The sequence below is a fragment of the Rhodococcus sp. T7 genome (assembly GCF_009872365.1).
In the GTDB taxonomy this organism is placed as follows: domain Bacteria; phylum Actinomycetota; class Actinomycetes; order Mycobacteriales; family Mycobacteriaceae; genus Rhodococcus_F.
Window position 1 is genome coordinate 65,218 of record NZ_WXYH01000265.1, and the last position, 17,446, is coordinate 82,663.

Annotated in this window: 15 protein-coding genes; 7 read left to right on the forward strand and 8 right to left on the reverse strand. The window is 67.5% G+C overall.

Features of this window, described 5'->3' with window-relative positions:
- Positions 1 to 4: 4 nt before the first annotated feature.
- The gene (locus tag MLGJGCBP_RS22740; RefSeq protein ID WP_160098195.1) at positions 5 to 1,240 is read right to left on the reverse strand and encodes a sarcosine oxidase subunit beta family protein; all 1,236 of its coding nucleotides are present in this window, start codon (positions 1,238 to 1,240) and stop codon (positions 5 to 7) included.
- Positions 1,240 to 2,565, reverse strand: a complete 1,326-nt coding sequence (gene glyA, locus MLGJGCBP_RS22745) for a serine hydroxymethyltransferase (protein ID WP_160098197.1) — start codon at positions 2,563 to 2,565, stop codon at positions 1,240 to 1,242. Before glyA ends, MLGJGCBP_RS22740 begins: the two co-directional genes overlap by 1 nt.
- Before the next feature lie 113 nt (positions 2,566 to 2,678).
- On the opposite strand from glyA, the gene MLGJGCBP_RS22750 reads away from it, so the two are divergent.
- Positions 2,679 to 3,350 (forward strand): GntR family transcriptional regulator, encoded by a 672-nt coding sequence (locus MLGJGCBP_RS22750; RefSeq protein WP_160098199.1) that lies wholly within the window; start codon positions 2,679 to 2,681, stop codon positions 3,348 to 3,350.
- Positions 3,351 to 3,419: 69 nt separating this feature from the next.
- On the opposite strand, the gene purU is transcribed toward MLGJGCBP_RS22750, so the two are convergent.
- From purU to MLGJGCBP_RS22770, 4 genes are all read right to left on the reverse strand, one after another.
- Positions 3,420 to 4,268, reverse strand: coding sequence for a formyltetrahydrofolate deformylase (purU, locus tag MLGJGCBP_RS22755; RefSeq protein WP_087562097.1), 849 nt, complete (start codon positions 4,266 to 4,268; stop codon positions 3,420 to 3,422).
- Between the two features lie 115 nt (positions 4,269 to 4,383).
- A complete protein-coding gene (locus tag MLGJGCBP_RS22760; protein ID WP_160098201.1) occupies positions 4,384 to 5,277 on the reverse strand; it encodes a bifunctional 5,10-methylenetetrahydrofolate dehydrogenase/5,10-methenyltetrahydrofolate cyclohydrolase in 894 nt (297 codons plus the stop codon).
- On the reverse strand, positions 5,274 to 5,900 hold the full coding sequence (locus tag MLGJGCBP_RS22765) for a cyclodeaminase/cyclohydrolase family protein (RefSeq protein ID WP_160098203.1): 627 nt from the start codon (positions 5,898 to 5,900) through the stop codon (positions 5,274 to 5,276). Before MLGJGCBP_RS22765 ends, MLGJGCBP_RS22760 begins: the two co-directional genes overlap by 4 nt.
- Positions 5,897 to 8,359, reverse strand: a complete 2,463-nt coding sequence (locus MLGJGCBP_RS22770) for a GcvT family protein (RefSeq protein ID WP_160098205.1) — start codon at positions 8,357 to 8,359, stop codon at positions 5,897 to 5,899. Before MLGJGCBP_RS22770 ends, MLGJGCBP_RS22765 begins: the two co-directional genes overlap by 4 nt.
- Before the next feature lie 363 nt (positions 8,360 to 8,722).
- Between MLGJGCBP_RS22770 and MLGJGCBP_RS22775 the strand changes: the two genes are divergently transcribed.
- Entirely contained in the window at positions 8,723 to 9,523 is an 801-nt protein-coding gene (locus tag MLGJGCBP_RS22775) for an IclR family transcriptional regulator (RefSeq protein WP_160098207.1), read from the forward strand.
- Between the two features lie 8 nt (positions 9,524 to 9,531).
- Here MLGJGCBP_RS22775 and MLGJGCBP_RS22780 read toward each other — a convergent pair whose 3' ends face one another.
- On the reverse strand, positions 9,532 to 10,710 hold the full coding sequence (locus MLGJGCBP_RS22780) for an NAD(P)/FAD-dependent oxidoreductase (protein WP_087562092.1): 1,179 nt from the start codon (positions 10,708 to 10,710) through the stop codon (positions 9,532 to 9,534).
- On the reverse strand, positions 10,707 to 11,051 hold the full coding sequence (locus MLGJGCBP_RS22785) for a bifunctional 3-phenylpropionate/cinnamic acid dioxygenase ferredoxin subunit (RefSeq protein ID WP_160098219.1): 345 nt from the start codon (positions 11,049 to 11,051) through the stop codon (positions 10,707 to 10,709). The genes MLGJGCBP_RS22780 and MLGJGCBP_RS22785 overlap by 4 nt, the downstream gene beginning before the upstream one ends.
- A 198-nt stretch (positions 11,052 to 11,249) precedes the next feature.
- On the opposite strand from MLGJGCBP_RS22785, the gene MLGJGCBP_RS22790 reads away from it, so the two are divergent.
- From MLGJGCBP_RS22790 to MLGJGCBP_RS22810, 5 genes are all read left to right on the forward strand, one after another.
- Entirely contained in the window at positions 11,250 to 12,062 is an 813-nt protein-coding gene (locus MLGJGCBP_RS22790) for an IclR family transcriptional regulator (RefSeq protein ID WP_160098209.1), read from the forward strand.
- Positions 12,063 to 12,440: 378 nt separating this feature from the next.
- Positions 12,441 to 13,607 (forward strand): aromatic ring-hydroxylating oxygenase subunit alpha, encoded by a 1,167-nt coding sequence (locus MLGJGCBP_RS22795; protein WP_160098221.1) that lies wholly within the window; start codon positions 12,441 to 12,443, stop codon positions 13,605 to 13,607.
- A complete protein-coding gene (locus tag MLGJGCBP_RS22800) occupies positions 13,604 to 15,229 on the forward strand; it encodes a BCCT family transporter (RefSeq protein WP_160098211.1) in 1,626 nt (541 codons plus the stop codon). Before MLGJGCBP_RS22795 ends, MLGJGCBP_RS22800 begins: the two co-directional genes overlap by 4 nt.
- A complete protein-coding gene (locus tag MLGJGCBP_RS22805; protein WP_160098213.1) occupies positions 15,226 to 16,746 on the forward strand; it encodes an aldehyde dehydrogenase family protein in 1,521 nt (506 codons plus the stop codon). Before MLGJGCBP_RS22800 ends, MLGJGCBP_RS22805 begins: the two co-directional genes overlap by 4 nt.
- 56 nt (positions 16,747 to 16,802) lie before the next feature.
- Positions 16,803 to 17,446: APC family permease (locus MLGJGCBP_RS22810; RefSeq protein ID WP_160098215.1), on the forward strand; the 644-nt coding region annotated here is incomplete at its 3' end.

A 17,446-nucleotide genomic window follows, 5' to 3' on the forward strand; every position in this document is an offset into this window, starting at 1 on the left:
CTGGTTAGTGGGCGACGGCAGCAGCGCCGTGCTCGTCGACGAGGGCGCCGGTGACGAACCGGTCGAGGCTGAACGGCGCGATGAACTCGTGCGGTTCGTCGTTCGCGATGGTGTCCGCCAGACACCAGCCCAACCCTGGGGTGGCCTTGAATCCGCCGGTGCCCCAACCGCAGTTGAGATACACGTTGTCGTAGGGGGTGCGGCCGACGATGGGGGAGGCGTCGGGGCAGGTGTCGACGATGCCGCCCCAGGTGCGCAGCAGATGCGCCCGGGCGAACACGGGGAACAGTTCGACGGCGGCCGCCATCTGGCGTTCGATGATGTGGAACGCCCCGCGCTGGCCGTAGCCGTTGTAGGAGTCGACACCGGCGCCCATCACCAGTTCGCCCTTGTGCGCCTGGGAGACGTACACGTGGATGGCGTTGGACATCACGATCGTCGGGTGCACGGGCTCGAGCAGTTCGGAGACCAGGGCCTGCAGCGGGTGGGACTGCACGGGGGTACGGATGCCGAGCATGTCGGTGAGGGTGGAGGTGTGCCCGGCCGCGCAGAGTGCGACCTGCCCGGCGGCGATGTCGCCGCGGGTGGTGCGGACACCGGTGACCTTGTTGCCGTCGGTGACGAAGCCGGTGACTTCACAGTTCTGGATGATGTCGATGCCGGCCTCGTCGGCGCGCCGGGCGAATCCCCACGCCACGTAGTCGTGCTTCGCGATGCCGGCCCGCGGCTGATACGTGGCGCCGAGCACCGGGTAGCGGATGTCGCTCGAGATGTTCACCAGCGGACACAGCTTCTTGACCTCGTCGGGTCCGACCCATTCGGCGTCGATGCCGTTGAGTTTGTTGGCCTCGACCCGGCGGACGCTGTCGCGGACGTCCTGGAGGCTGTGCGCGAGGTTGAGGACGCCGCGCTGGCTGAACAGGATCGGGTAGTCGAGGTCGTCCTCGAGGCCCTCCCACAGCTTCAGCGCGTGCTCGTAGATCTTCGCGCTCTCGTCCCACAGGTAGTTCGAGCGGATCAGCGTGGTGTTGCGGGCCATGTTCCCGCCCGCGAGCCAGCCCTTCTCCAGGACGGCGACGTTGGTGATGCCGTGGTTCTTGGCGAGGTAGTGCGCGGTCGCCAGACCGTGCCCGCCGCCGCCGACGATCACGACGTCGTAGGACTTCTTCGGTTCCGGGTTGCGCCACAGGAAGTCCGGGTGGTCGGGCAGGTGCGCGCCGGGCGGCTGGGTGGCACTCATCAGTTCGCCTCCGTGAGGGTGGGGTAGAGCGGGAACGCGGCGGCGAGGGAGTCGACCCGGGCGCGCAGGCCGTCGAGTCCGGCCTCGTCGGTGGCGGGGCGCAGCGCGTGGCTGATGATGTCGGCGACCTCGGTGAACGCGGCCTCGTCGAAACCGCGGGTGGCGAGAGCGGGGGTGCCGATCCGCACGCCGGAGCTGACCATCGGCGGGCGGGGGTCGAACGGGACGGCGTTGCGGTTCACCGTGATTCCCACGCGGTGCAGCCGGTCCTCGGCCTGCTTGCCGTCGAGTTCGGACTCGCGCAGGTCCACCAGGACGAGGTGGACGTCGGTGCCGCCGGAGACGACGTTGATGCCTGCGGCCCGCGAATCTGCTTGCAGGAGGCGGTCGGCGAGGATCTTCGCACCGGCGAGGGTGCGCTCCTGGCGTTCGCGGAACTCGGGTTCGGCGGCGAGCTTGAACGAGACGGCCTTGCCTGCGATCACGTGCTCGAGCGGGCCACCCTGCTGTCCGGGGAACACCGAGGAGTTGAACTTCTTCGCCAGCGCCGCGTCGTTGGTGAGAATGACGCCGCCGCGGGGACCGCCCAACGTCTTGTGCGTCGTCGACGTCACCACGTGCGCGTGCGGGACGGGGGAGGGGTGCAGTCCGGCGGCGACCAGTCCGGCGAAGTGCGCCATGTCGACCATCAGGTAGGCGCCGACCTCGTCGGCGATCGCGCGGAACCGGGCGAAGTCGAGTTGGCGGGGGTACGCGGACCAGCCGGCCATGATCAGCTTGGGGCGGTGCTCGCGGGCGAGGCGCTCGACCTCGTCCATGTCGACGAGGTGGTCGTCCTCGCGGACGTGGTAGGCGGCGACGTCGTAGAGCTTGCCGGAGAAGTTCAGCTTCATCCCGTGGGTGAGGTGACCGCCGTGTGCGAGGTCGAGTCCGAGGATGCCGTCGCCGGGCTGCAGCAGTGCCGCCATCGCCGCGGCGTTGGCCTGCGCCCCGGAATGCGGCTGCACGTTCGCGAACTCCGCGCCGAACAGCGTCTTCAGGCGGTCGATGGCGAGCTGCTCGATGACGTCGACGTGCTCGCAACCACCGTAGTAGCGGCGGCCGGGGTAGCCCTCGGCGTACTTGTTGGTCAGCACCGACCCCTGCGCCTGCATCACCGCGAGCGGGGCGAAGTTCTCACTGGCGATCATCTCCAGGGTGCCCTGCTGGCGCTCCAGTTCGGCCGCGATCGCCTGGTGCACGGCGGGATCGAGGTCGGCGAGCGAATGAGTCAGCGTCGGGTTCGCTGCTGCCACCTCGGTGAGGTTTGCGGTGTCCACGGTCATGGTTCGCCTTTCTGGAAGGTCAGTTGAACTAAAACTGATATATCAACTGGAAGGTAGCGTAAGGTCAGTACCGGACAAAGGTCAATAGCTCCGGAGAATCAGGGAGACGGAACATGAGCCTGGCGCATTCATCGGTCGCCGACACGGCATCGAACGGCGGCACCAACGCCGACCGCGCGTACGAGATCGTGCGCGAACGCCTGGTCATGCTCGACATCCGGCCGGGTGAGCCGATCAACGACGACCGCCTCGCCGAGGAACTCGGTTTCGGCCGGACGCCCGTGCGGGAAGCGCTCAAGCGCCTCGAACGGGAGCGTCTCGTCATTGCCTACCCCCGTCGCGGCACGTTCGCCACCGCCGTCGACATGACCGACCTCGCCGACATCTCCGAGATCCGCAAGCAACTCGAACCCACGGCCGCCGCCCGGGCCGCCCGCACGGCGTCGCAGGACGCCCGGGCCCGGCTGTCCGCCCTCGCCGACGAGATCGCGGAGATCGACGACAGCGAAGACCCGCGCGACGTGCTGCGCAAGGACGTGCGGGTGCACCGCGAGATCTACCGGGCGTCCGGCAATCCGCACCTCGAAGACATCCTCGTCAGCCTCGACGCCCACGCCACCCGCATCTGGTGCCTCTTCCTCGACCGGCTGCCGGACGTCGCCGCCCACGTCCGCGAGCACGTCGCCCTGCTGCGGGCCATCGTCGACGGCGACGGGGACACCGCGTCCGCGCTCACCCTCGAGCATGTCGCCGGTTTCGAGCAGGCCATCCGCGACCTGTTGTAGGCGCTACGCGCCCGTGCGCCTTTCTGGTTGTTCCCGCTACCAAAAAGGCGCACAGGCGGCGGAGCCGCCTCAGCTGAAGACGACCGTCCGGTGTCCGTGGAGCAGGACCCGGTTCTCGCAGTGCCAGCGCACGGCCCGGGACAGTGCGAGGGCTTCGGCGTCCTGCCCGACCGTGGCGAGTCGCACCGGGTCGAAGGTGTGGTCGATGCGGATGACTTCCTGCTCGATGATGGGTCCCTCGTCGAGGTCGGGTGTCACGTAGTGGGCGGTGGCGCCGACTTGCTTGACGCCGCGATCGAACGCCTGGTGGTAGGGCTTGGCGCCCTTGAAACCGGGCAGGAACGAGTGGTGGATGTTGATGGCGCGTCCGCGCAGGGCGCGGCACGCGTCGTCCGACAGCACCTGCATGTAGCGGGCGAGCACCACGAGATCTGCGTCGAATTCCTCGACGAGTTCCAGTAGCCGGGCTTCGGCCTCCGGCTTGGTGGCCGGCGTGACCGGGACGTGCACGAACGGCAGGCCGGCGGCCTCGGCCATCGGCCGCAGCACCTCGTGGTTGGAGACGACGGCGACGAGTTCGGCGCCGAGGTTGCCCGCTCGCCAGCGGAAGATGAGGTCGTTGAGGCAGTGGCCCATCTTGGAGACCATCACGATCACGCGGGGTAGGTCGCTGCCGTTGAAGTTGAACGTCATGCCGAATCTCGCGGCGACGCTCCGGAATTCCTCGGTGAGGCGCAGGGCGTCGACGTCCTCGGCGGAGATGAACGAGGTGCGGAGGAAGAACGCGTCGCTCCGGGTGTCGTCGAACTGCTGATGCTCGGCGATATCGCAGTTCTGCTCGAAGAGGAAGGAGCTGACTGCGTGAACGATCCCGGGACGCTGAGCGCAGCTGAGCGTCAGGGTGAAGGTCTGGGTCATGGGGGTCTCCTCGATGCCGGAATCAAATTGAGGTATTAGTCCGAGCAAACTGATATATCAGGATGGTCAATGTTATTTCAGGCGGGACGGGCGGGTCAAGGGCTGGAGACGGAAGTCAGACGCCGCTTCGGAATCCGGCGAGCATCGAATCCGATCGGGTCTGGGCGTGCTGGGTGGCGGCGGCATCGACCGTGTGCGCGATCAGTAACGCGGTGGTCACCGGTCCCACCCCTCCGGGGACCGGGGTCAGCGCACCGGCCCGACCGTCCACGGCCGCGGCGTCGACGTCACCGAGCAGCCGGCCGTCGGCGGTCGCGGTGGTCCCCACGTCGATGACGACGGCGCCGTCGGCGACGTGGTCGGCGGTGATCAGTCCGGGAATGCCGACGGCGACCACGAGGATGTCGGCGTCACGGGTGCCTGCAGCCAGGTCGGTGGTGTGCCGGTGGCAGACGGTCACCGTCGCGTTGCGCTGCACGAGCATGTGCGCGACCGGACTTCCGACCACCGTCGATCGGCCGACCACCGCAGCGGTCCTGCCGTGCGGGGAGATTCCGTGGTGATCGAGCAGCGCGATGACGGCCCGTGCGGTGGCGGGTGCGAACGCGGGGAGGCGCGCGACGAGACGACCCAGGCTGACCGGATTCGCGCCGTCGACGTCCTTGGCGGGGTTGATCGCCTCCCGGAGCGCGTCGAGGTCGGTGCCGTCCGGCAAGGGGGTCTGCAGGATGATCCCGTGGACGTCCGGGTCGTGGCCGAGTTCGACGAGCGTGCCGTGGATCTGCTCGGTCGTCGCCGACGCACCGAGATCGACGATGTCGCACAGGATTCCGGTGCGTTTCGCGGCTGCCGCGATGGAACGTACGTACCAGGCCGTCGATTCGTCGTCGGTGGCCAGCACGACCGCGAGCCTGGGCCGGATTCCGAGGTCGGTAAGAGCGGCGGCGGCGACGGACGCGTCGTCTCGGATGGAGGTGGCGAGTTCGGCGCCACCGAGGCTTCTTGTCATGAACTCAGCTGCTTTCGTACTCGTATGGTGACTGCGTCGGCGCGCTCGACGATCGCGTCGACACCGGTCAGGCACTCGGTGAGGGATCGGCGGGTGTCCGCATCGGTGATACCGGGCAGGTTCACCTCGATGTTGACCCGGGCGGTGGTGGCGGCGGCGCGGGCGGCCTCGGCGGCGGCCGCGACGTCGCTCACGACGGTGGGGTTCGCCACCGGCAGCAGGACGTCGGCGAGTGCTACGACGTCACCTGCCGCGACCACCACCTCGGCCGGCACCGCGGCCGCGCCGGCGAGTGCGGTCGCGATCGCCGCCGTGCGCGCCCCCGATTCTTCGTCCGTTTCCCGGGGGAGACGGTAGGCGTCGATGACGGCGGTGAACGCCGCCATGTCGTCGTCGGCGAACTGCAGTGCCTTCTCGCGGAACGCATCTGCGGAGGAACAGATGCGTTCGACGAGCGTCCCGTGGTCGGCGTACTTCTTGCCGGTGGTGTAGCGGGCGACCATCGAGACCAGCGCGGCCGCCTGGCCGAGGTGGAGCGCGGCGGTCGCGCCGCCACCCGGCGCGGGGGTTCGATCGGCGAGCGAATCCAGGAACCCGGTGACCGTGTCGTGCCGGATGCTCATGACCGGATCTTCTTCATCTCGGGGTCGACGAGCGGTTCGGCCACGACGGTGGCGGGGATGCGCCGCCCGAAGTACTCGATCTCCACCGCGGTGTCCACGGTCGCGGTCGCGGGCAGCCAGGCGTAGGCGATCGGCGCCCCCACCGTGTGACCGAACGCGGCGCTCGTGACGTACCCGGCGGGCTGTCCGTCCACGAACACCGGTTCGTGGCCCAGGACCACCGACTGCCGATCGTCGATCATCAGGCACGCCAGGCGCCGCTCCACCGTCTCGTCGGAGACGCCGTCGAGCGCGTCGCGCCCGCAGAAGTCGCCCTTCTGCAACCGGACCGCGAAACCGAGCCCGGCCTCGTACGGGTTGTGCTCGGTCGTCATGTCGGTGCCCCACGAGCGGTAACCCTTTTCCATCCGCAGGCTGTTGAACGCGGCGCGGCCGGCCGCGATGACGTCGTACTTCTGCCCCTCCGCCCACAGCAGATCCCACAACCGCAGACCGTTGTCGGCGGACGTGTACAGCTCCCAGCCGAGTTCGCCGACGTAGGACAGGCGCATCGCCGTGACGGGCACCCCGCCGATGTGAACCTGCTTCGCGCGGAAGTACTTGAAGTTCTCGTTCGTGAAGTCGTCGGAGCTGAGCGCCTGCACCAGATCCCGGGCACGGGGACCCCACAGTCCGATCCCGCACGTGCCGCCGGTGACGTCGTGGATCTGCACACTGCCGTCGTCCGGGGACTGCCGGCGGAAGTAGTCGAGGTCGAGGTTGCCGTTGGCGCCGACCTGGAAGACGGTGTCGGACAGCCGCGTGACGGTGAGGTCGCTGCGCACGCCGCCGGCGTCGTCGAGTGCCAGCGTGTAGGTGACGGATCCGACGGACTTGTCCATCTTGCCGGTCGTCAGCCGATCGAGCAGGGCGAGGGCGCCGGCGCCGGAGATCTCGAGCCGCTTGAGTGGTGTCATGTCGTACATCGCCACCGACGTGCGGGTGCGCCAGGCCTCGGCCGCGGCGATGGGGGAGTGGAACATGGCCGCCCACGGCTCACGGGCAGGCGGCTGCCAGTCGGCCGGAAGGTCCTGCACCAGATGGGCGTTGGCCTCGAACCAGTGCGGCCGCTCCCAGCCGGAGCTCTCCAGGAACATGGCGCCGAGTTCCTTCTGGCGCACGTGGAACGGGCTCACGCGCAGGTCGCGGGGAGACTCCTTGGGCTGCAGCGGGTGCAGCACGTCGTAGATCTCGACGAAGTTCTGCTGCGAGGTTTCGCTGACGTAGTCGGGCGCGATCTGGATCTCCTCGAAGCGGTGGACGTCGCAGCCGTGGAGTTCGATCTCGGAGCGACCGTCGACGAGAAGTTGGGCGACCGCGCGGGCGACACCGGCGGAGTGCGTTACCCACACAGCCTCGGCGATCCAGAAACCGGCGACGTCCGGTGACTCGCCGAGGAGGGGGCCGCCGTCCGGGGTGAACGAGAAGACACCGTTGAATCCGGCCTCCAGTTCGGCGGATTCGAGGCAGGGCAACAACAGCTTGCTCTGCTCCCACGACGGCGCGAAGTCCTTTTCCGTGAACGGCAGCATCGACGGCATGTCGGAGGAGGACACGTCGTTGCTCTCGTCCAGGTCGCGCAGGTTCACCGGCATCGGACGGTGGGCGTACGTGCCGATGCCCAGGCGGTCGACGTGCTCACGGAAGTACAGGTCCTGGTCCTGATGGCGCAGGATCGGGAAGCCGGCCTCGGCGAGTTCGGTGTTCCGTCCGACGAGTTCGGGTAGCTGCTCGGTCTTGGCGTACTGGTGTGCCAGGGGAAGGAGCGGGACGTTCATCCCGACCATCGCGCCGACGTCGGGACCCCAGAAGCCGGCGCAGGACACCACGATGTCTGCGGGGATGACCCCGTGCGGGGTGGCGACACCGGTGACCTTGCCGCCGCGCTGTTCGATGCCGATCACCTTCGTCGAGCCCTGGAACACCGCGCCGCGGGATTCGGCGCGGCGGGCCAGCGCGACGACGGCACGGGAGGCCTTGGCGAGGCCGTCCGTCTCCACGTGCAGGCCGCCGAGGACCCGCTTCTCGTCCAGCAGCGGGTGCAGCTTCGCGCACTCGGCCGGGTCGAGGACGGTGCCCTCGATGCCCCAGGACGTTGCCCAGCCCTGCTTGCGGTGCAGATCGGCAAGGCGCTCGGGGGTGGTGGCCACCTCGAGTCCGCCGAGCTGGTTGAAGCACCATTCGCCGTCCACGTCGAGTCCGACGAACTTCTCGACCGTGTACCGGGCGAACTCGGTCATCGTCTTGGACGCGTTCGTCTGGAACACCAGGCCCGGTGCGTGCGACGTGGATCCCCCGGTGAGCGGCAGCGGTCCCTGATCGAGGACCGTGATCCGATCCCAGCCGCGAGCGGTGAGCTCGTCGGCCAGATTCGCGCCGACGATGCCGGCTCCGATGATCACTACGCGCGGTGACCCCATGATGGTCCTCCTGGTTCGGTGGGTGCCTGTGTGTGGCGAAGTACGGGTGCTGCCGCTGTCGCGGCGGGCGGGACGTTCGATGTTCGGTGCGGGCTCGGACGGCGCCGGAGAGAACTGTGAATTGCGAAACGGATCGGGCTGATCGGAACCATTATCGGCAACTGATATATCAACACATTAAGTCCGGAAGAGTAAGGGGGTCAACCCCGAATTGTGGGTAACTCTTTGATGATCGAGTAGATAAACGGCGAATATTCCCCGTTTTGCCGTGGAAATGCGCACCGTGCCCGCCGACGCCGGCGCGGAACGGGGTGTGGATGGAGATAACCGTCGCACGGGGATGTCGCCTATCCTGAAGTCGCGATGACTGAATTGGACGATAACTCGAATGGAGATCGGAGCCGGCCTGCCGGCGCTGTGCAGTCAGTGGACCGCGCACTGGCAGTACTCGAAATTCTCGCCAGGCTCGGCACCGCCGGCGTCACGGAAATCGCCGAGGAGCTGGGCGTCCACAAGTCGACCGCGTCTCGTCTCGTCGCTGTCCTGGATTCGCGGGGCTACGTCTCCCAATTGAAGAACCGGGGAAAGTTCCAGCTCGGGAATTCGATCGTTCGGCTGGCCCGCACTGCGACGCCGGACGGCGATCTGGTGCGGCAGAGTCAGGAATTGTGTGCCGAACTGGCGGAAACTGTCGGCGAGAGCGTCAATGTGTCGATACTCGACGGCAATCGCTCGGTGAGCATCGTCAAGGCGGACGGCCCGTCCGGCGTCGGTACCAATACATGGGTGGGGCAGAGCAGTCCCGCACACGCGACGGCGAGCGGAAAACTGTTGCTGACGGAATTGTCCGACAGCGAACTCGCGGAGCGGGTGGGAGAAAGTCCGATCGCTCTCACGTCCGAAACTCTCACCGATGTGCCTGCGCTCGTGGAGGCGCTGAATTCCATCCGTGAACGGGGCTGGGCGGAGTCCGAAGAGGAACTCGAACTCGGGTTGAATGCGGTGTCCGTCCCGATCCGCGACTACACGTCGAAAATAATTGCGGCTCTGAGTGTGTCCGGCCCCGCCTACCGACTGCTGCCGGAACGGTTCGAGGACGTCGCACGCGCCGCGCTCGACACGTCCCAGCAGATCAGTAACCGCCTGGGCTACGCGGTCACGTAGCGCCGGCATCAGGCCCGCGACCTGGCGAGTTGCTTCTTGTATCGGGTGAACAGCCGGGGATTGTTCATCGCGAAGACGCCGACGGTGTCGCCGTCCCTGTCGTAGGTGGCCACGAACGTGCCGGTTCCGGGGTCGCCGTCGACGAACCGGACCTCGTCGGTGCTGTGCCTCGTTCCGGCGAACTGCAGCATCTTGCCGTACTGGTGGGACCAGAAGTACGGGATGGCGGCGGGGCCGGACGGGGTGGCCATGATCGTGTCGGCCACCGTGGCCGCCTGGGCGACGGCGTTGCTCCAGTGCTCGCTCCGGTGATGGACTTGGTGGGCGTCGTCGAAAGTCCTGGCGCAGTCGCCGATCGCGTACACCCCGGGGAGGTTCGTCTTGCACGAGGAGTCGGTGAGGAAGCCGTCGTCGATCAGCAGTTCCGAGTCGCTCGCCCACTCCACGTTGGGGACGGCCCCGATCCCGACCACCACGACGTCCGCGGGCAGGACCGTTCCGTCGCTGAGCCGGACGGCCTCGACCGCTTCGTCGCCCAGCAGTGCGTCGACGACCGATCCGGTGAGAAGCCGGACGCCGTGTGCGGCGTGCTGCCCTGCGCAGATTGCCCCGAGTTCGATGCCGAGCGGACCTGCGAGGGGTGTCGGCGAGGCCTCGACGACCGTGACGTGCAGGCTCATTCCGGCCGCGCTGGAGGCCACCTCGGCTCCGATGAAACCGGCTCCCACGATCACGAGATTCTGCGCCCGGGACAGCGATTCCCGCAGTGCGCGTGCGTCGTCGACGGATCTGAGCGTGTGCACGCCGGCGAGACCGAGGTGCCCGGGCAGGGTCCGGGCGCGCGCGCCGGTCGCGACGACCACGGCATCGGCGTCGAGGTGGGACCCGTCGTCGAATGTGACGCGGTGGAGCCCGTCGGGGGAGCGAACGAGTCCGGTGGCGGTGCTGTTCATCCGCCATTCGACGTCGAGGGTGTCGTCGTCGCTGTTCATCAACATCAGGTCCTCGTCCGTCATGCCGCCGGTGAGGAACTCCTTGGACAGGGGTGGCCGGTCGTAGGGCAGTGATGGCTCGCTGCCTGCCACGACGAGGCGGCCGGTGTAGCCCTGCTCGCGCAGCGCGCGGACCGCCGACAGTCCGGCGAGTGAAGCGCCCAGTACCACAATGGAATTCGGGACAGTGTTCATCGGGCGTCGTCCTTCTGTTCGAGATGGAGCAGCACGGTGCCGTCGACGATCGACACGTCGTGGGTGCGGACTGCGATCTTGGCCGGCGGACCGGACGGCACGCCGGTGCGGAGGTCGAAGCATGCCTCGTGGAGCGGGCACTCGACCGTGCAGCCCTCGACCCAGCCGTCGGCGAGGGAGGCGTCCTGATGGGTGCAGGTGTCGTCGATGGCATACAGACCGTCGGAGGTGTGGAAGACGGAGATGGGAGCCATTCCCGGCGGCGTGACCGTGACTACTTCGCCCACGGGCAGGGTGATGAGTTCGCAGACGGCGAACGGTGTGGTGCCGGGGTGGATCACAACTGGGGAATCGTTATCGAGAATCACTCGATACCTCCGGATGCGTCGGGAAGGAGGGGCAAGTTGTGGAGCAGTTGTTGCGCTATGCGCGACGACTTGCAAGCTGTGCAACACAATGCTCGCCGGTGCTGCCCCGCGGTGTCAAGCATTCGCGTGTAAAAACTGCGTTCCGGAAGTCGGTGGGCATAACCTCGGGGCATGAGTGAATCCGAGGCGACGGCACCCGCGGCCCAGGGTGTGGAAGGGAAGGCGAAGACCGTACACGCCGTGGAACGTGCCATCGACGTGCTCGAGATCGTCGCAGCAGAGGGCCGGATCGGCGCCACGGAGATCGCCGTACGTCTCGGCGTGCACAAATCGACCGTTTCACGCCTGATCGCCTCGCTGCAGCAACGCGGATTCGTGGAGGAAGCGGGCGTCCGCGGCAAATACCAGCTCGGATTCGCGGTAGTGCGGTTGGCCGAGGCCACGGTCGCGCAGAGCGGGCTCGTCGAGGTTGCGCAGCCCGAGTGCGACCGCCTCGCCGATGCGTTCGGGGAGACGGTCAACCTCGCGGTGCTGGATGGTGCGGCGACGCTCAACGTGCTCGAAGCTCGCAGTGATCGCCATGTCGCGCTCCGCACGTGGGTGGGTCAGGTCACCCCGGCGCATGCGACCGCGACCGGCAAGGTCCTGGTCTCGGAGATGACGTCGGGCCAGCTCCGCAGCAGGCTGGGCCCGCAATTGAGCGCGCTCACTCCCAACACGATCACCGACTTCCGTGCGTTCGACGTCGAGCTCGAGCACGTGCGGTCGCGGGGCTGGGCGTCCACGGCCGAGGAGCTCGAAGCGGGACTCAATTCGATCGCCGTGCCGGTGCGGAGCAAGGTCACCAACCGGATCGTCGCGTCGATCTGTGTGTCCGGCCCGGAGTACCGGCTGGCGCCCGATCAGTTCGAGGCGGTGGCGCTCGAAATCGCCGACGCGGTGGCGCGGATCGAAGCGCAGCAATCCGTCGGCGCGGGTGACTGACGACCGGAAGTGACTCTCCCTCAACGCAGGACGAGCCGATAGTCCGGTTTGCCCGGGTTTCGGTGCCGCGTGGTTAACGCGGTGTTTCGGCCGTGTCGCGTCTGCGAAAGAAGTGCCGAATGTGATGTTTGACACGTCCGCCGACGACGGTCTAAGTTGTCTAAATCGCATAGCGTTGCTGATGACGCAACAATGCTGACGCCGCGATGACTCGGCGGGAACAGTTGTCCGCTGTTCGAACGATCGTCGCGGATCGAGCACCCATGTCGTCACACTCGGCAACGACGCCCCTTGCGATCTGCGCCCATTCGCACACAGACACCAGGTCACAGCCCCGACCGAACGCATCTTTCCCGTAACGAAAGAACGGTGACATCTATGTCCGCTCCGGACGTCCAAGCCCCCGCTCCCGCGCCCGCCCCGGCACTGATCCCCACTCTGGGGGGTCGCTACTACACCGACCCCGACATTTTCGTCAGCGAGCAGGAGAACGTCTTCGAGGCGATGTGGTTCTGCGCCGCCCGCACCGCCGACCTCGCCGACGCCGGCGCCTTCAAGAAGGTCACTGTCGGCCGGGAGAGCGTCCTCGTCGTCCGCGGCCGGGACGGCGCCCTCCGGGCGTTCCTCAACATCTGCCGGCACCGCGGCGCCATGCTGTGCACGGAGGACGAAGGCCAGGTCCGGCGGAACCTCCAGTGCCCATACCACGCGTGGACGTACGGACTCGACGGCAAACTGGTCGCCGCGCCGAACATGGCCGCGCTGCGCGACGAGACCGGAGCCGACATCGACCGGGTGCGGTACGGACTGGTGCCGGTCGCGCTGCGCGAGTGGCTCGGCTACGCCTGGGTGTGCCTCGCGGACGAACCGCCGTCGTTCGAGGACGAGGTCATCGGCTCCGTCACCGAACGGCTCGGCGATCCGGCCGCCATTGATCGGTACGAGATCGGAACCCTGGAACTCGGCCGCCGGATCACCTACGACGTCGCGGCCAACTGGAAGCTGATCATCGAGAACTTCATGGAGTGCTACCACTGCGCCACCATTCACCCCGAACTCACCGAGGTGCTTCCGGAGTTCGCGGACGGCCTTGCCGCACAGTACTTCGTGGGGCACGGTGCCGCCTTCGGTGACGAAGTCGAGGGCTTCACCATCGACGGAAGCGGCGGCTTCGAAGCGTTGTCCGGCATCAGCGACGATCAGGACCGCAAGTACTACGCCATCACCGTCCGGCCGCAGGTCTTCGTGAACCTCGTGCCCGACCACGTCATCTTCCACCGCATGTACCCCATGTCCGCGGACCGCACCATCGTGGAATGCGACTGGCTGTACGCGCCGGACGTCACGGCGTCGGGACGCGACGTCTCCCGCTCGGTCGAACTGTTCCACCGGGTCAACCAGCAGGACTTCGACGCCTGCGAGCGGACGCAGCCGACGATGTCGTCGAAGGCCTACCGCGACGGGGGTGTGCTGGTGCCCGCGGAGCATCACATCGGCGAATTCCACGACTGGTTACTCACCCGGCTGGGTGGGGGCGCGAAATGACGTACGCCGGCGAGCAACCGAGGGTGATCGACCCTCCCGAAGTGCAGGCGCCGGAGCCCGAGCGCGCGGCACCCGCCCACGCCGAGCCGCGGGGCGGCGTCGACAAGGTGGTGTTCGGCGCCGCGGCGGCAGTCGGGGTGGGACTCATCCTGTGGGGCCTGCTGGCGCCGGAGAACCTCGCGCTCGTCTCGAACGCGGCCCTCGGGTGGCTCGTCGCCGACATGGGGTGGTTGTTCATCACCGCGGCCTCCGGGTTCGTCGTGTTCTCGCTGTTCCTGGCGTTTTCGCGGTACGGCCGGATTCCGCTCGGCAAGGACGGCGAGAAGCCGGAGTTCCGGACGGTCAGCTGGATCGCGATGATGTTCAGCGCCGGCATGGGGATCGGGCTGATGTTCTACGGCGTCGCCGAACCCCTCGCGCACATGGTGAGCCCGCCTCCCGGGACCGACGGCAGCGCCGGTTCGGCGATGGCCACGACGATGTACCACTGGGGACTGCACCCGTGGGCGATCTACGCGGTGGTCGGATTGTCGATCGCCTACGGCTCCTATCGGCGGGGCCGCAAGCAACTCATCAGCTCTGCGTTCATCCCGCTCCTCGGCCGTCGCGCCGAGGGGGCGGCGGGCAAGGTGATCGACGTGCTCGCGATCATCGCGACGATGTTCGGCACCGCCGCGTCGCTCGGCCTCGGTGCCCTCCAGATCGGGTCCGGGCTCGAGATCATCGGCTGGATGGGCGAGGTCGGCACGTTCGCACTGGTGGCCCTCGTCGGACTGCTGACGTTCGCGTTCGTCGCCTCGGCGGTGTCCGGCGTGGCCCGCGGAATCCACTGGTTGTCCAACATCAACATGGTGCTGGCCATCGTGCTGGCGGTCTTCGTGTTCGTCCTCGGCCCCACGGTGCTGATCCTCAACCTGCTGCCCACCACCATCGCCGACTACAGCGCGCAACTCGCGACGATGTCGGGTCGCACCGCCGCGAGTGCGGGCGACGACACCGCGTCGTGGCTGTCGTCGTGGACGATCTTCTACTGGGCGTGGTGGGTGTCGTGGACCCCGTTCGTCGGCATGTTCCTGGCCCGGATCAGCCGTGGCCGCACCATCCGGCAGTTCGTCGTCGGTGTGATCGTCATTCCCACCTCGGTCAGCCTCGTGTGGTTCGCGGTGTTCGGAGGTTCCGCGATCGGAGTGCAACGTGACGGCACCGACGTGGCGTCCCAGTCGTCGACCGAGGGACAGTTGTTCGGAATGCTCGACCACCTGCCGCTCGCCGGTGTCTCCACCGTGCTGGTCATGGTGCTGGTGGCCCTGTTCTTCGTTTCCGGCGCCGACGCCGCATCGCTCGTGATGGGCACCCTGTCGGAGCGGGGGACCCGGCACCCGAGCAAACGGATCGTCGTGTTCTGGGGCACGCTCACCGGCGGCACCGCGGCGCTCATCCTCTGGACCGGCGGCTCGGACGCCCTTCAGGGGCTGCAGACGATGACGATCATCGCGGCCGCGCCGTTCCTGCTGGTGATGATCGGACTGTGCGTCTCGCTGTACCGGGACGTCTCCCGTGACCCGCTCATCGTCGGTTCATCGAAAAATTCCGCACACGAAAGGGTTTCGGACACACTATGAAGATGTCGGCGCTATCCGCTGATCTCGACGTCCAGAAATTGTTCGGCACGGTGAATTTCATCGCGGGGGAGTGGGTGGCTGCGACATCGGGGCGCACCCGCGACTGCATCGACCCGGCAACCGGGAACGTGATCGCCACCGTGGACGAGGCGTCGCCCGAGGACGCCGGGCGAGCAGTACAGGCGGCCCGGGCGGCGTTCGATGCCGGGGACTGGCCGCAGACGCCGGTCGCCACGCGATCGTCGCTGCTGTCGCGTATCGCCGACCTCCTCGAGCGCGACAAGGAGGAACTGGCGCGCATCGAGACGGTCGACACCGGTAAGACGCTGGTGGAGAGTCGAATCGACATCGACGACGTCGTCTCCGTGTTCCGGTACTACGCCCGCCTGGCCCTCGTCTCGAGCGACCGCGTCGTCGACGTGGGTGACCCCGCCGTCGTCTCCCGCGTCGTCCGCGAACCGATCGGGGTGTGCGTCCTGATCGCACCGTGGAACTATCCGCTGCTGCAGATCTCCTGGAAGGTGGCACCCGCACTCGCTGCCGGCTGCACGATGGTGCTCAAGCCCAGTGAAGTCACGCCGCTGAGCACGATCGCGTTCACCCGGCTGATCGAGGAGGCCGGTGTGCCCGCAGGCGCGGTCAACCTCGTGCAGGGCAGCGGCGCCGACCTCGGCCCCGCGCTCACCGACACCGGCGACGTCGACTTCATCTCGTTCACCGGAGGACTCGCCACCGGCACCACCATCCTGGAAACGGCCGCGAAACACGTCACGAAGGTCGCCGTGGAACTCGGCGGCAAGAATCCCCACCTCGTCTTCGCGGACGCCGACTGGGAGTCGTCCGTCGACCAGGTGCTCACCGGGGTCTTCCTGCATTCGGGTCAGGTGTGCTCGGCCGGGACGCGTCTGATCGTCGAGGAGTCGATCGCCGACGAGTTCGTCGCCGCCCTCGTCTCGCGGGCCGAGGCCATCCGTGTCGGCCCGGGACTCGACGCGTCCAGCGAGACCGGACCCCTGGTGTCGGCGGCGCAACGCGACAAGATCGAAGCCTATGTGGCACTGGGCATCGCCGAGGGAGCGACGCTCCGGACGGGCGGTTCGCGGCCCGCCGATCCCGCGCTCGACGGCGGCAGCTACTACCTGCCCACCATCTTCGACCACTGCGACCGCACGATGCGGATCGTGCAGGAGGAAACGTTCGGGCCCATCCTGACCGTCGAGCGATTCACGACCGAGGAGGACGCGGTCCGGCTCGGCAACGACACCGAGTACGGCCTCGCCGCCGGGGTCCGGACGTCGGACGCCGCCCGCGGCGAGCGGGTGGTGCGCCGCCTGCGCCACGGAACGGTGTGGCTCAACGACTTCGGCTACTACACGCCGGCGGCGGAGTGGGGCGGATTCAAGAAGTCCGGCAACGGACGCGAACTCGGACCCGCCGGACTCTCCGAATACCAGGAAGTCAAACACATCTGGAACAACACGACCTCACCTCTCGCGGGATGGTTCACCGCGACCTGACGTGCACTCGGCAGGGCGCGCGAGCAGACCCCCTCGACTTCTCAGGAAGTGATCGAATGACCAGACCCGACAACACGACCGGCGACCAGGACAGTGGACTGGAGGATTTCGGATACAAGGAGTCCCTGGATCGCAGTATCGGCAAGTTCGCGAGTTTCGCCGCGGGCGTCAGCTACATTTCCATCCTGACCGGCACTTTCCAATTGTTCTACTTCGGTTTCGGCTCCGCGGGCCCCGCCTACCTGTGGTCGTGGCCGCTGGTGTTTCTCGGCCAGCTCTCGGTGGCACTCTGCTTCATGGAGCTCGCCGCCAAGTACCCGATCGCCGGCTCCGTGTACAACTGGGCGAAAACGCTCGGCAGCCGGGTGGTGGGGTGGTCGGCGGGCTGGCTGATGCTCACCGCGTCGATCGTCACCCTGTCGGCCGTTGTGCTGGCGCTGCAGCTCAATCTGCCGCGGCTGTGGAGCGGCTTCCAGATCGTCGGCGACGGCACCGGGGAACACGACTTCGCCACCAACGCCGTCATCCTCGGAACCGTGATGATCGGCTTCACCACCGTCGTCAACGCGCTCGGTGTCCGTCTCATGGCGATGATCAACAGCGCCGGTGTGTTCATCGAACTCATCGCCGCGGTGCTGATCGCGATCATCCTCGCCGCCAACATGACCCGCGGCCCGGAGGTGTTCTTCTCCACCCACGG

Excerpts from the sequence above, each read along its gene's own strand:
- MLGJGCBP_RS22740 (WP_160098195.1), bottom strand. The coding sequence starts at position 1,240 with ATGAGTGCCACCCAGCCGCCCGGCGCGCACCTGCCCGACCACCCGGAC.
- glyA (WP_160098197.1), bottom strand. The coding sequence starts at position 2,565 with ATGACCGTGGACACCGCAAACCTCACCGAGGTGGCAGCAGCGAACCCG.
- MLGJGCBP_RS22750 (WP_160098199.1), top strand. The coding sequence starts at position 2,679 with ATGAGCCTGGCGCATTCATCGGTCGCCGACACGGCATCGAACGGCGGC.
- purU (WP_087562097.1), bottom strand. The coding sequence starts at position 4,268 with ATGACCCAGACCTTCACCCTGACGCTCAGCTGCGCTCAGCGTCCCGGG.
- MLGJGCBP_RS22760 (WP_160098201.1), bottom strand. The coding sequence starts at position 5,277 with ATGACAAGAAGCCTCGGTGGCGCCGAACTCGCCACCTCCATCCGAGAC.
- MLGJGCBP_RS22765 (WP_160098203.1), bottom strand. The coding sequence starts at position 5,900 with ATGAGCATCCGGCACGACACGGTCACCGGGTTCCTGGATTCGCTCGCC.
- MLGJGCBP_RS22770 (WP_160098205.1), bottom strand. The coding sequence starts at position 8,359 with ATGGGGTCACCGCGCGTAGTGATCATCGGAGCCGGCATCGTCGGCGCG.
- MLGJGCBP_RS22775 (WP_160098207.1), top strand. The coding sequence starts at position 8,723 with ATGACTGAATTGGACGATAACTCGAATGGAGATCGGAGCCGGCCTGCC.
- MLGJGCBP_RS22780 (WP_087562092.1), bottom strand. The coding sequence starts at position 10,710 with ATGAACACTGTCCCGAATTCCATTGTGGTACTGGGCGCTTCACTCGCC.
- MLGJGCBP_RS22790 (WP_160098209.1), top strand. The coding sequence starts at position 11,250 with ATGAGTGAATCCGAGGCGACGGCACCCGCGGCCCAGGGTGTGGAAGGG.
- MLGJGCBP_RS22795 (WP_160098221.1), top strand. The coding sequence starts at position 12,441 with ATGTCCGCTCCGGACGTCCAAGCCCCCGCTCCCGCGCCCGCCCCGGCA.
- MLGJGCBP_RS22800 (WP_160098211.1), top strand. The coding sequence starts at position 13,604 with ATGACGTACGCCGGCGAGCAACCGAGGGTGATCGACCCTCCCGAAGTG.
- MLGJGCBP_RS22805 (WP_160098213.1), top strand. The coding sequence starts at position 15,226 with ATGAAGATGTCGGCGCTATCCGCTGATCTCGACGTCCAGAAATTGTTC.